General features: G+C 27.7%; 12 protein-coding genes and 4 pseudogenes. 14 read left to right on the top strand and 2 right to left on the bottom strand.

All coding sequences use genetic code 11. The annotated features are described in order from the left end of the window. Window position 1: 1 nt before the first annotated feature. On the top strand, window positions 2-268 hold the full coding sequence (locus ACZ1HD_RS15580) for a hypothetical protein (RefSeq protein ID WP_472687960.1): 267 nt from the start codon (window positions 2-4) through the stop codon (window positions 266-268). Continuing rightward, on the top strand, window positions 225-503 hold the full coding sequence (locus tag ACZ1HD_RS15575; protein ID WP_472689376.1) for a hypothetical protein: 279 nt from the start codon (window positions 225-227) through the stop codon (window positions 501-503). Before ACZ1HD_RS15580 ends, ACZ1HD_RS15575 begins: the two co-directional genes overlap by 44 nt. Window positions 504-813: 310 nt before the next feature. Here the strand turns inward: ACZ1HD_RS15575 and ACZ1HD_RS15570 are convergent, their stop codons facing one another. Beyond that, window positions 814-1,524 (bottom strand): SGNH/GDSL hydrolase family protein, encoded by a 711-nt coding sequence (locus ACZ1HD_RS15570; protein WP_472687959.1) that lies wholly within the window; start codon window positions 1,522-1,524, stop codon window positions 814-816. A gap of 109 nt (window positions 1,525-1,633) precedes the next feature. After that, window positions 1,634-2,808: pseudogene (locus tag ACZ1HD_RS15565) on the bottom strand (acyl-CoA dehydrogenase family protein). A 162-nt stretch (window positions 2,809-2,970) separates the two neighbouring features. Here ACZ1HD_RS15565 and rnpA point away from each other — a divergent pair. The 12 genes and pseudogenes from rnpA to ACZ1HD_RS15505 all read left to right on the top strand — a co-directional run bounded on the left by rnpA (window position 2,971) and on the right by ACZ1HD_RS15505 (window position 13,149). Further along, a complete protein-coding gene (rnpA, locus tag ACZ1HD_RS15560) occupies window positions 2,971-3,363 on the top strand; it encodes a ribonuclease P protein component (protein ID WP_375240188.1) in 393 nt (130 codons plus the stop codon). Further along, the gene (locus tag ACZ1HD_RS15555) at window positions 3,350-4,108 is read left to right on the top strand and encodes a S41 family peptidase (RefSeq protein WP_472687958.1); all 759 of its coding nucleotides are present in this window, start codon (window positions 3,350-3,352) and stop codon (window positions 4,106-4,108) included. Before rnpA ends, ACZ1HD_RS15555 begins: the two co-directional genes overlap by 14 nt. Further along, window positions 4,108-4,983, top strand: coding sequence for a S41 family peptidase (locus ACZ1HD_RS15550; RefSeq protein ID WP_472687957.1), 876 nt, complete (start codon window positions 4,108-4,110; stop codon window positions 4,981-4,983). The genes ACZ1HD_RS15555 and ACZ1HD_RS15550 overlap by 1 nt, the downstream gene beginning before the upstream one ends. Before the next feature lie 27 nt (window positions 4,984-5,010). Then, window positions 5,011-6,698 (top strand): annotated as a pseudogene (locus ACZ1HD_RS15545) (DUF6909 family protein). 21 nt (window positions 6,699-6,719) lie between these two features. Next, entirely contained in the window at window positions 6,720-7,775 is a 1,056-nt protein-coding gene (locus ACZ1HD_RS15540) for a hypothetical protein (protein WP_375240185.1), read from the top strand. Between the two features lie 2 nt (window positions 7,776-7,777). Continuing rightward, the gene (gene rfbB / locus ACZ1HD_RS15535) at window positions 7,778-8,785 is read left to right on the top strand and encodes a dTDP-glucose 4,6-dehydratase (protein ID WP_472687956.1); all 1,008 of its coding nucleotides are present in this window, start codon (window positions 7,778-7,780) and stop codon (window positions 8,783-8,785) included. 1 nt (window position 8,786) lies between these two features. Next, window positions 8,787-9,642: pseudogene (rfbA, locus tag ACZ1HD_RS15530) on the top strand (glucose-1-phosphate thymidylyltransferase RfbA). Then, window positions 9,642-10,180: pseudogene (gene rfbC / locus ACZ1HD_RS15525) on the top strand (dTDP-4-dehydrorhamnose 3,5-epimerase). The pseudogenes rfbA and rfbC overlap by 1 nt, the downstream one beginning before the upstream one ends. Before the next feature lie 3 nt (window positions 10,181-10,183). Continuing rightward, window positions 10,184-10,549, top strand: coding sequence for a hypothetical protein (locus ACZ1HD_RS15520; protein ID WP_472687955.1), 366 nt, complete (start codon window positions 10,184-10,186; stop codon window positions 10,547-10,549). 38 nt (window positions 10,550-10,587) lie between these two features. Further along, window positions 10,588-11,361 carry an MATE family efflux transporter gene (locus ACZ1HD_RS15515; RefSeq protein WP_472687954.1) on the top strand — a complete coding sequence of 258 codons (774 nt, stop codon included), beginning with the start codon at window positions 10,588-10,590 and terminating at the stop codon, window positions 11,359-11,361. Between the two features lie 326 nt (window positions 11,362-11,687). Then, window positions 11,688-12,056 (top strand): hypothetical protein, encoded by a 369-nt coding sequence (locus tag ACZ1HD_RS15510; protein ID WP_472687953.1) that lies wholly within the window; start codon window positions 11,688-11,690, stop codon window positions 12,054-12,056. Between the two features lie 109 nt (window positions 12,057-12,165). Next, a complete protein-coding gene (locus ACZ1HD_RS15505; RefSeq protein ID WP_472687952.1) occupies window positions 12,166-13,149 on the top strand; it encodes a hypothetical protein in 984 nt (327 codons plus the stop codon). Window positions 13,150-13,164 lie beyond the last annotated feature (15 nt).

Below are 13,164 nucleotides of genomic sequence, written 5' to 3'. Positions count from 1 at the left end.
AATGGATTTATCTGCAAGTGCTTGGGACAATAGATATATTAATAATGATATTGGTTGGGATTTAGGTATTGTTTCTCCTCCTTTAAAAGCATATTTTGATCAATTAAAGAATAAAGAACTTAAAATTTTAATACCTGGAGGAGGGAATTCTTACGAAGCAGAATATCTTTTTAAACAAGGTTTTAAAAATATATTTGTTGTTGATCTCTCTAAGACTGCTTTAAATAACTTACATAATAGAATACCGAATTACCAAAAAACCAATTGATAAATTCAGATTTTTTGATGTAAATGATACTTTTGATTTAATTATAGAACAAACTTTCTTTTGTGCTATTGCACCAGATTTAAGAGAAAAATACGCGGTTAAAATGAAGGAATTATTAAAACCAAAGGGTAAATTAGTTGGTGTTATGTTTAATGTTCCGTTAAATGAAAATAGACCTCCTTTTGGTGGAAACTTAGAAGAATACGTTGAACTTTTTCTTCTCATTTCAAAATAGACATTTTAGAAAAGTGTTATAATTCATATAAAAATAGGCAAGGTAGAGAGTTATTTGTGAAATTATTGAAGGATTAACTTTGCTATTTTTATTTATTCTAAATAAATGCTTATATTTGCAGTATAATTATTTAGATTATGATTGTTTTTTACACAAATACTACACCAACAATTCAGTTAAAGCAAGAAGTTGCTTGTAATTCTGTTTGTTCTTCTAGTTGTATTAAGCCAAAAAATAAATGCTGTAATAAATATAAAAAGAAGGGAATCAATTGCAAAAGATGCCCTCATGTTTTATTAGCGAAAGCCTCTTAATTATTTAATCTCTTTAAAGCTAAAGGTAAAATTCTTTGTATAAATTTTGTGTACGCCAATTCCGAAAGATGTAAATTATCTGATGCTACCAAATTAGGATTTGTTAAACCTTCACGAGAAATATCAGTTATATTTACATAAGTAATATCATTTTTAGTACAATATTCTTCTATAAACTTGTTGTAATTGTCTATATGCTTTGAAATATCAGTATTATCTTTAAATAATGGTGTAAAAGAATAATCGGGTATAGAAATAACAATCAACTTATTTTTCTCATTACCAGTAGCTTTTATAGCAGTATCAACTAATAAAGGGAATTCTTCTTCGAAGACAGCCATATTACTAAATCTATATTGATTATTTACGCCTATTAATAAAGTCGCTAAATTATAATCATCAGAAATATTTTGAGAATTGATTGCATTAATTAGGTCTGTAGTTGTCCAACCAGTTCTAGCAATAATTTTAAGATCAATTGTAGATTCTTCGGGGTATTTTTTTAGCAAACTATCTTTTAATTGAGACGGATATCTACAAGTTTCGCAAACGCTTTGGCCAATTGTATAACTGTCACCTAAAGATAATATTTTGAAGTTTTTTGTATTTGAATTGTTTACTGAAGTCGAATCTACTTCTGCATCAATAACAACTACTTCGTCTTTAATTTCATCAATTTCATCAATTGTTTCTATTTGATCATTCATACTTCCGCATGAAACAAGAAACAGACAAAAACAAATAAAAATACTTAGAATAGGCTTTTTCATCTTGTTTTTGTCTGAATATTAATGTAAACCTTACAATTTGAGTGGGTTATTTAAATGCATTAAAGCCAGTAATATCTAAACCTGTTATAAGTAAATGAATGTCGTGTGTACCTTCATAAGTAACAACACTTTCTAAATTCATCATATGACGCATGATAGAATATTCTCCGAAATTCCCATTCCACCTAACATTTGTCTTGCTTCTCTAGCCACTTTTAATGCCATATCTACATTATTACGTTTTGCCATTGATATTTGAGCAGAAGTAGCTTTATCTTGATTTTTTAAAGTTCCTAATCTCCAAGCCAACAATTGTGCTTTTGTAATTTCGGTAATCATTTCAGCTAACTTTTTTTGTTGTAATTGAAACTGACCAATTGGTTTGCCAAACTGAATTCTTTCTTTACAATAACGAAGCGCGGTATCATAACAATCCATCGCAGCACCAATTGCGCCCCAAGCAATACCATATCTTGCAGAATCTAAACAACCTAATGGTGCGCCCAATCCGATTTATTTGGTAATAAATTTTCTTTTGGCACTTTTACATTGTCAAAAATTAATTCTCCTGTAGATGATGCGCGTAAAGACCACTTGTTGTGTGTTTCTGTGTAGAAAAACCTTCCATACCTCTTTCTACAATCAAACCATGTATTCTACCTTCTTCATTTTTTGCCCAAACAACTGCAACTTGTGCAAACGGTGCATTTGAAATCCACATTTTAGCGCCATTTAATAAATAATGATCGCCTTTATCTTTAAAATTGGTTTCCATTCCTGCCGGATTAGAACCGTGATTTGGTTCTGTTAAACCAAAACATCCCATCCATTCGCCGAAGCTAATTTTGGTAAATATTTTTTTCTTTGCGTTTCATTTCCGTATTTAAAAATAGGATACATTACTAAAGAAGATTGCACAGAAGCTGTAGATCTTACTCCGGAATCACCGCGTTCTATTTCTTGCATAATCAACCCATAAGAAATTTGATCTAAACCTGCGCCACCGTATTCTTCTGGAATATAAGGACCAAAAGCACCAATTTCTGCCAAACCATTAATAATTTGCTTTGGGAACGCTGCTTTTTGAGCATAATCTTCTATGATAGGAGAAACATCTCTTTTAACCCATTCTCTTGCTGCATCTCTAACAAGTTTATGTTCTTCGGTTAATAAATCGTCTAGATTATAATAATCTGGTGCTTGAAATAAGTCGGGTTTCATATATTTATATGTTTTATTTTAAACAAATTTATAAATTATTGTTTAATTTTTAACAATAGTAATTAAAAAGTATTGCTAATTTAAGCTAAAAATACACAACTTTTTTTAAAGTTAGCCGTTATAAATTGTAAAAACTAGTTGTTTTCTATTAAGTTTGTATAGATGAAAAATACGTTAGGAAAGCAAGAGCGTTTAAAGAGTAAGAAGTTAATAGAAAAACTGTATTCAGAAGGGAATTCTGTTAAAACTTTTCCTTTAAGATTAATTTATGTGCAAACAGAACATACGTCAGATTTTCCTTGTCAAGTAGGAGTTTCTGTAGCAAAAAGAAACTTTAAATTAGCTGTGCATAGAAATCGATTAAAAAGACTGTTAAGAGAAACGTATCGATTGCAAAAAGAGATTGTGTATAACAATTTAGATAAACCGTATGTTTTTATGATTTCGTATATTGGTAGAGATGAAATTAAATATGAAGAATTGTATTTAAAAATGGAAAAACTACTAACGTTATTTGTAAATAAAGTAAAAGAAAAGGAAGATGAAAAACTTTAAAATAAAAAAGAAAACTATAATTATAGCTCTAGTAGCTACTGTTTTTTTAACGTATTCGTTTAAATCGAAGTTTTTTGAAGTTGCAAAACAAATAGAAATCTACAATACTTTGTTTAAGGAATTAAACATGTACTATGTAGATGAGATTAATCCTGCAGAACTTACCAATAGAGCAATTAAAAACACATTAAAAGATTTAGATCCATACACAAATTTTTATAACGAACAAGATGTAGAAACAGCAAGAATTAGAAGAGCTGGTGAATATGGCGGTATCGGGGTTTCTGTATTTTACACAAAACAAGGTATAGAAATTAGCGAAGTTTATAAAGGATATTCTGCTGATAAAGCAGGTTTAAAAGCAGGTGATGTAATTGTAGCTGTAGACAATCAATCTATTAAAAACATGAATAGAGAACAATTGTCTATGTTTTTAAAAGGAACACCAAATAGCAAGTTTTCTGTTGAGGTTGTTAGACAAAGTAAATCTTTTACTAAAGAAATTATTAGAGAAAAAGTAGTTGTTAATCCGGTTCCGTTTGCAGAAATGATTGATGCAGAAACCGGTTACATTACCTTAACTCGTTTTAATGACAAAGCTTCATCCGAAGTAAAAAAAGCATATAGAAAATTAAAAAAACAAGGAATGAAAAAACTTGTTTTCGATTTAAGGTATAATCCTGGTGGATCGTTATTAGAATCTATTAGAATTTCTAATTTCTTTTTACCTAAAGGAAAAAAATAGTGAGTACAAAAGCAAAAATTAAAAAATGGAGCAACACATATACTTCTAAAAATGATCCTTTAGATTTAGAAATTCCTATTGTAGTTTTAATTAACGAACGTTCTGCATCGGCATCAGAAATTGTTAGCGGTTCTTTACAAGATTATGATAGAGCTGTAATTATGGGTAAAAGATCTTTTGGTAAAGGTTTGGTGCAACGCTATAGAGAGTTAACTTACGGTACGCAATTAAAGCTTACTATTTCTAAATATTATACACCAAGTGGGCGATGTATACAGGAGTTAGATTATGAAAACAGAGATCTTGAAACGGGTAAAATACCTAAGTTTTCTGATAAAGGAATTAATGCTTTTAAAACTGCAAACGGAAGAACTGTTTATGATGGTGGTGGTGTAATGCCAGATGTAGAAATTAAAACTTCTAAAAAGAATGAAACAACAGATGCATTAATTAAATCTAGAGCTATTTTTAACTTTGCTACAGATTATTATTACAATAATTTAACATCTAAAAGTTTAGAAGATTTTAAATTTAGCAATAAAGAGTTTAATCGTTTTACAGAGTTTTTAAAGGTAGATACAACATTTACAACAGTGCAAGAATCGTTGTTTAAAAAAGCATTTTTAGCTTCAAAAGAAAATAATGTTTCTTTGGAATACAGAAAGATAAAAGAAAAATTAGCAGACGATAAAATTAAAGAAATCTCTAAAAATAAAGATATTATTACAGCACTTTTAGAGGCAGAAATTCTAGAAAGATACTTTTATAAAGAAGGCGTTTACAAGTATAATTTAAAAAATGATGAAGCTATTTCGCAAGCAGTAGCTTTGTTAAACAACCCAACCCAATACACAGAAATACTATCAGGTAAATAGTTTTATATTTGTGAAGTAAATTAAGATATGTCAGAAATTAAAAAAATAACAAGAACAAGAGCGCAAGAGTCTACAAATGCAATTGAGAAATTATATATTTCTATGCGCCATTTATTTAGTAGAGGTTTTTATAAACCGATGGGTGTTTCAGGTGAAACATTACGTAAATCTTTATTGCTTTTAAGACCAGAAATTTATGGTTCTATAGCAGAAGAAAGAATAGAATTGAGTGGTTTAACTTATGTAATAGAAAGACTTCCTGAAGGAATTGAGGAATGTCAGTTTATAAATTTAACTGCAGACGAAGGATATAAGAATTCTCATTTTGAAGCAATAATTCCGCCAAAAGAAGAAGAAATTGTTACAGAATTGATAAAGATCAAATGAATATTGAGATTACCCGAGGAAGATCTGAAATCTACGATATTTTAACGCATTTAACTTTTCTTTTTATTGAATCTCACAAAATTCAAGAAAGAGTTACCTTAAATGATGGTGAAGATTTTACCAGAGAATGGAAAAACTTAGAAGATATTGTTCTTCATCATAAAGAAATTACAGAGAAAGAAAGAGAAGTTACCATTGTACATTTAGGTAATATTTTAGGTAGAACTTTTGATGAGGTTTCTAATATTTATAATACTTTTTCAACAACAGAAAATCCAGATAGATTTTTTCAATTAATATATTGGTTAGGTAAGCTGGCAATAAATGAAGTTGTAGAAAATAATAAGAGAACAGTAACTTTTAGTTCTGTTTTAGTCGAAGAAATAGGACATCATATTTATGGTGAAATTTGGGCGAATGATATTAAGAAGGTTTTAAATGATAATAAACTTTTAGCAAGACCAATTCATATCATTAGTGCAAACATGCACAGTGTTTTAAACTCGGTGTATGCTAAAAATGCATTGCCAAAAGAAGCAGAAAAGTTACAAGGTTTTGAGTTGTATCAACTACTAAGTAATGCAGATAGCAAGCCTCTTCAGAAAAAAGTAAAAGATTTTGCAACGGCAAATGGTCTTATTTATTTAAAAGATACATCTGGTACAAATATTAATGTACAAATAATAGATACAGCAAAAATAGATTTTGATATTTTATCGTTTTCTAAATTAGAAAATGTAGAAGACAATGCAGTTATTGTGGTAATGGATTATGCTTTTGGTGAGCAGGCATTCGAAACTATGGATGAATTGTTAAAACCTTATACGTGTACTAAAGGTGTTAAAACACATTTAGATGTAAAGTCTGTTTCTATAATGGGTAAAGCCGGAATTCTAGAAGGCGGAAAAGGAGATATAATGATACCTTCTGCACATATTTTTGAGGGTACAGCAGATAATTATCCATTTAAAAACGAGTTAGCAAAAGAAGATTTAGAAGGCTTTGGTATCGAGGTTTTTGATGGTTCTATGATTTCTGTTTTAGGAACTTCATTACAAAATAAAGATTTACTAAAATTCTTTCATGATTCTACATGGAATGTTATCGGTTTAGAAATGGAAGGAGCGCATTACCAAAAAGCAATACAGTCTGCATCTAAAATTAGAGGAAATATTTCTGAAGATGTACAAGTAAGATACGCATATTATGCATCGGATAATCCTTTAGAAACAGGTGCAACTTTAGCCTCTGGAGGTTTAGGAATGACAGGTGTAACACCAACCTATGCAATTACTCAGAAGATTTTAGAACAAATTTTTAACAGTTAAACTGTTTTTTAATAAGTAAAAATGGCAACAAATCAACAACCAAATAACCAAGCCAATAATAACGAAGAAGAGGTAGATTTAGGATCTTTATTTGTTATCATTGGTAGAGGTTTTTCTAAGTTTTTCAACTTTATTGGAAACATTTTTAAAGGGATTTTTCATTTCTTTATTTTGATATTAATTTTTTTAAGAAGTAATTTTTTAAAAATAGCAATAGCAGCAGTTATTGGTTTTACCGTAGGTTTATTTTTAGAAGTCAAAAAAGAAAATACATTTGGATCTACTTTACTTGTAGAACCAAATTTTGAAAGTGCTAGACAACTTTATAATAATGTGAATTTTTATAATGATTTAGTGAAGCAAAAAGATACTTCTAGAATTCAAAATATATTTCAAATTGATAAAAAATCTGCAGGGTCTTTAAAGAAATTTGAAATTGAACCGATTAAAAATAAAAGCGATATAATTAATTCTTATGATGATTTTATAAAATCTGTAGATACTACAACGGTAAAAAGCTACAAGTTTGAAGATTATAAAAATTCATTTGAAGAATTAGATTATAAACTTCATGAAATTACTGTTATAGCCACTAAAAATGATGTTTTTGATAAGTTAAGTAATGTTATCTTAGAGTCTGTTACAGAAAATAAATACTTTAATAGAATTAAAGAGTTAACTAACGAGAATTTGAATAGAACAGATTCTTTACTTAGACAAAATCTAGGTCAAGTAGATTCTTTAAGAAGGGTTTATATGCAGGTTATGGTAGAAGAAGCTAAAAAGCAATCTAACGGAACAAGCATAGATTTAGGCGGAGAGAAAAGAACAACCAAAGAGTTAGAGCTTTTTGAAACAAACAGGAAGTTAAATTCTGAATTAAGAAGCATTGTTGAAAATAAATCTAAAAAATATGAGGTTATAAATGTGATTTCAGATTTTCAACCGATTGGTTATGAAATTAAAGGTGTAACTAAAAATTTAGGTTTTCAGTTAGCAATTGTTTTATCGGTATTGGTAATTTTAATTTTATTAGTTCTCAAGCTAAATACTTATTTAAATACTTATAAAAAGTAACTATGAAATCTATTTTAGTTACTGGTGGTGCAGGGTTTATTGGTTCTAATTTTATTCCTTATTATTTAGAAAAGAATAGTGATTGTAAAATTATTAATCTAGATGTACTTTCATATGCCGGAGATTTAGAAAATTTAAAGGAAGTAGAAAATCATAAAAATTATACTTTTATTAAAGGTGATATTTGCGATAGAGATTTACTAAACAAGTTGTTTGATACATATAATTTTACAGAAGTAATTCATTTTGCAGCAGAATCTCATGTAGACAACTCTATTAAAACCCCTGATGCATTTGTAAGAACGAATGTTTTTGGAACGTTTAATTTGTTAGACGTTGCTAAAAATTATTGGATGACTTCACCAAATAAATATAGAGAAGAATTTAAGCATGCTAGATTTCATCATATTTCTACGGATGAAGTTTACGGAACATTAGGCAAAGAAGGTCTTTTTACAGAAGAAACTTCGTACGCACCAAATAGTCCATATAGTGCTTCGAAAGCATCATCAGACTTTATGGTTAGAAGTTATTTTCATACTTATGGTTTAAACGTTGTAACTACAAATTGCTCTAATAATTATGGACCAAAACAACATAATGAGAAGTTAATACCAACCATAATAAGGAAAGCAATTTCTGGAGAAAATATTCCTATTTATGGTGACGGAAAAAATATTAGAGATTGGTTATACGTTTTAGATCATTGTAAAGGTATTGATTTGGTTTTAGAAAACGGAAGAGCTGGAGAAACGTATAATATTGGTGGAAAAAATGAAAGAGATAATTTATATATAGCACATAAAATTTGTGATATTTTAGATGAAATTAAGCCGAAAGATGAATCTTATAAAGAGCAAATTAGTTTTGTAAAAGATAGGCCAGGTCATGATTTTAGATATGCAATTGATGCTACTAAATTAGAAAATGAATTGGGTTGGCAAGCTGATGAAAGTTTTGAAACAGGTATTTTAAAAACCATTGAGTGGTATTTAAAAAAATATAATTAATATGAAAGGAATAGTTTTAGCAGGAGGTTACTGGTACAAGATTGCATCCACTTACATTAGCTGTAAGTAAGCAGTTAATGCCAGTGTATGATAAACCAATGATTTATTATCCTATTTCAACTTTAATTTCTGCAGGAATTAGAGAAATATTAATTATTTCTACTCCGCAAGACTTACCATTATTTAAAAAATTATTAGGCAACGGAAATCAAATTGGTTGCAGTTTTGAGTATGAAGTTCAAGAAAATCCTAATGGTTTAGCAGAAGCATTTATTATCGGAGAAAAATTTATAGGTAAAGACAAAGTTGCTTTAATTTTAGGAGATAATATTTTCTATGGATCTGGTTTATCGAACTTATTAAAAGCAAACAATAACCCAAATGGCGGAATTGTATATGCATATCATGTAAATGACCCAGAAAGATATGGTGTTGTAGAGTTTGATAAAAATTTAAAAGCAATTTCTATTGAAGAAAAACCGGAAGTGCCTAAATCTAATTATGCCGTACCTGGAATATATTTTTATGATAATGAAGTCGTAGAAATTGCCAAAAACATTAAACCTAGTAAGAGAGGTGAATTAGAAATAACTGAAGTAAATAACATGTATCTTCAAAAAGGAAAACTTTCTGTAGAAATTCTAGATAGAGGAACGGCTTGGTTAGACACCGGAACATTTAATTCTTTAATGCAAGCAGGTCAATTTGTACAAGTAATTGAAGAAAGGCAAGGTTTAAAAATAGGTTCTATAGAAGAAGCTGCTTTTAGAGCCGGTTTTATAAATAAAGAACAACTCTTAGCAATAACAAAACCATTATTAAAAAGTGGTTATTCTAACAATTTATTAAAAGTATAATGAAAGTAACTGAAACTTATTTAAAGGATTGTTTCGTTATAGAACCACAAGTTTTTGGAGACGAAAGAGGAAGTTTTTTATTAGAATTTAATAAAAAAGAGTTTGCAGAAAAAACTGGTTTTAAAGGCGATTTTGTTTTGGGAAATCAATCTACTTCTCAATACGGTGTTATTAGAGGTTTGCATCTACAAAAAGGAGAATTTGCACAGACTAAGTTAGTAAGGGTTGTTAAAGGCAAAATTTTAGATGTAGCTGTAGATGCCGAAAAAATTCAGAAACCTATGGTAAAGTATTTTCAGTAGAACTGTCAGGAGAAAATAATAAACAATTATTAGTTCCTAGAGGGTTTTTACATGGTTTTTCGGTATTAGAAGATGATACTATTGTGTCTTATAAATGCGATAACTATTACGAACCTGATGCAGAAGATGGAGTGCTTTATAATGATAAAGATTTGAATATAGATTGGAAGATTCCGTTTAATAAAATTATTCTTTCTGAAAAAGATTTAAAGTTGAAGTTTTTTTATGATTTTTAAACTATGAAAATTAAGGAAAAGCAAAATACTTCTTTTGATAAGAATTTATTAGAATTAATAAAAAAAGGTGGTGTAAACTTTATATTTTATGGTTTAAATCTTGCGATTGTTTATTTGATAGGAATTTTTATAACTAAATATTATGGTTCTGCAACTTATGGAAGGTATTCTATAATTAAGGCGTTAATTTTAGTTATTATTATTTTTAATACACTTGGTTTAAACACATACGCAATTAAATTGTCTTCAAACAAAAATCACTATGAGAATGGATTCTTTAAAAGTAATTTTATATCGAAATCTTATAAGATTATTTTTATTGTTTCGTTAATATTTACTTTTATTATATATTTTTTTAAAAAAATATAGCTATTCAGATTTTTGGTGATAAAAACTTAGAAATTTATTTGCAGTATTTTCCTTTGATTTTAATTCTATCAGTTTTTTTAAACTATAACAGTAATGTCTTAAAAGGTCAAGGTAAGGTTTTATCCTTTTCATTTGTGAGTTCATTTTGCAATAATTTTATTTTTATAGGTCTAATTTTATTGATTTTTAATTATTATTCTTCTAAAGAAATATACCTCATTTTAAGTCTTTTGTTTAGTTTTTTTATAGCCTTAATTATATCAATAACTAAAATATTTCCTCTGAAATTTCAGAAAGAAGTTAAAAGTATAAGTACAAAAAATATTCTAAAGGAAAGTTTTCCGATGATGTTAAGTTCTTCAATGATTTTTATTATTTTTTCTCTTGATACATTAATGTTAGGTTTTTTTGATACTAGCGAGAATGTGGGGGTTTATCGGATTGTAACCCAGGTTTCTAGTTTAAATGCAGTCTTTCTAATTATTTTAAATTCTATTGTAGGTCCTAAAATATCAAACTTTTATTCTGATTCTAATTATGATGAGATTAGAAAAGTTGTTATTAATGCTTCAAAAATTATTTTATTTATAACAATACCAGTATTAATATTTATTTTGTTTTTTTCCACAGAAATTCTACTTTTTTTTGGTGAAGAATATTTAAAGGCAAGAAATTCAATTATAATTTTATCTATATGTCAATTTTTTTATGCGATATCTGGATTTGTAGATTTAATATTAAATATGACAGGAAAGCAAAAGGTTTTTAGTAAAATAACAATGTTTTCTGAGTCCGGTAAATATAATTCTTAATCTCATTCTTATTCCAATTTATAGTATTGATGGTGCTTCTATAGCGACAGGTTTTTCAATTTTAATAACTAATATTACGGGTGTTATATATGTAAAAAGAAAATATAATTTTTTACCTATTTATTTACCTTTTATAAATAAAACAATAAATGAAAATTAGTATTGGAGAAGCTAAAAATATCAAAAATCTAATATTTGTTGTTTTTGTAGTCTTTTGTATACAATTTACAGAACTAAAATTAGATGTAATAAAATTATCTGAACTACTACTGTTAATCTTAACTCCATTTCTTTATTTAAGAAAAACCATTAATAAATACAGTTTGTTGTTTTTAGGTTTATTTATTTTTTGGTTGGTTGCGACATTAATTCTTAATAATTTTAGAGATTTTTACTTATTGGAAAACGTTTCTATTTTAAAAAGACCTTATTTTATAACTATTGGTAGGTTTTTAGAATTATTATCTTGTGTAAATTTAGCTACACTTGTTTATCTATTTTTCAAAAATAAAAAGAGAGAAACAGCTTTAATTTATATTAAATATATTTTTAGATTTTGCTTGATTTTTACTATATACAATGTAATAACTTTTGGATTATTAAAGTTTAATATAATTGAAGAGAGTGTTTTATTATATTATGATCACGGTATTAGATTGAATGGTGGTTATGTAGAAGGGGGCCTTATGGTTTAATGCTTAGTTTTACATTTATATTAACATTTCTGTTTAAAAGTAAATGGCATTTTATTAACAGAATGTTTCTAATATTGGTAATATTTTTTTAGCAAGGTCTAAAGCAGGTTTGGTTTTAATTATAAGCTGGTATATTCTATTTTATTATAAGAGAATGTATGCAAAGCTAAAAGAATTAAATATTGTAATTATATTAATTGGAGGCTTATTAATATCAATAGTTATTGCTAAATTAGGAAAAGATTATATTGATGATATTGTAAATGTTAGGAGAGAAATGAAAGAGAGGTCAAGAGATGTAAATCTTGTAATGGGAAGAATTGCCGGATTATTTATATTTCCAAAGATGGTTGTAGAAAATCCTATACTTGGTATAGGCTTGGGTAACTATCCAATTATTAGAAACAATCCTAAATACTTGGGTTTTGTACCTAAAAGTCCAAAAGGTAAAACGGATGCTCATGGTTATGGTGGTTTAGTACAGTTGTTGGTCGACGGAGGAATTGTAATGTTGTTTCTATTTTTATGGATAATCTATAGTTTATTTAAAAACCTTAGAAACAATCAAAGAGAACTAGAAAATTATTTAATAATATTTTTATTATTTTTTGTTTTTGGAGTTCAGATATACTTTCTTTACCCTTGGATTTTAATGGGTTTGTTAATGTCTATTGCTAATAAAAAAAATGAAGAAAAAAAGATAGTTGTAGATGCTAGAATGATTAATGATTCTGGTATAGGAACTTATTTAAAAAATGTTATTCCTTATTTAATACCAAAATATGATTTGGTATTCTTGGGTACTCCAAAAGATTTACATAAATATGAAAATAAATTAAGAAACAATATAGTTAAGTTTACTGCTAACATTTATTCTTTCGCAGAACAAATTTATTTGCCTCTTATTATTCCTAAGTGTGATATCTTTTGGTCTCCACATATCAATGTGCCTTTATTTCCTATAAGAGCTAAAAAGCAAGTAACAACAATTCATGATATTAATCTCTTAGCGTTTAATAATAATTTTAGTATACTTAAAAAGATGTATGCTAAACTATTGTATAAAAATGCAGTAAAAAAAGCCATCAAATAATTACTGTTTCTAATT

It is taken from the genome of Polaribacter sp. HA6-7 (assembly GCF_055693625.1).
Note: the sequence above shows the minus strand (reverse complement) of the source record. Positions and strands in the feature narration are given on the sequence as shown.

Bases quoted from the DNA above. Each gene is read 5' to 3' on its own strand.
- ACZ1HD_RS15555 (WP_472687958.1), top strand. From the start codon at position 3,350: ATGAAAAACTTTAAAATAAAAAAGAAAACTATAATTATAGCTCTAGTA.
- rnpA (WP_375240188.1), top strand. From the start codon at position 2,971: ATGAAAAATACGTTAGGAAAGCAAGAGCGTTTAAAGAGTAAGAAGTTA.
- ACZ1HD_RS15570 (WP_472687959.1), bottom strand. From the start codon at position 1,524: ATGAATGATCAAATAGAAACAATTGATGAAATTGATGAAATTAAAGAC.
- ACZ1HD_RS15540 (WP_375240185.1), top strand. From the start codon at position 6,720: ATGGCAACAAATCAACAACCAAATAACCAAGCCAATAATAACGAAGAA.
- rfbB (WP_472687956.1), top strand. From the start codon at position 7,778: ATGAAATCTATTTTAGTTACTGGTGGTGCAGGGTTTATTGGTTCTAAT.
- ACZ1HD_RS15580 (WP_472687960.1), top strand. From the start codon at position 2: ATGGATTTATCTGCAAGTGCTTGGGACAATAGATATATTAATAATGAT.
- ACZ1HD_RS15520 (WP_472687955.1), top strand. From the start codon at position 10,184: ATGAAAATTAAGGAAAAGCAAAATACTTCTTTTGATAAGAATTTATTA.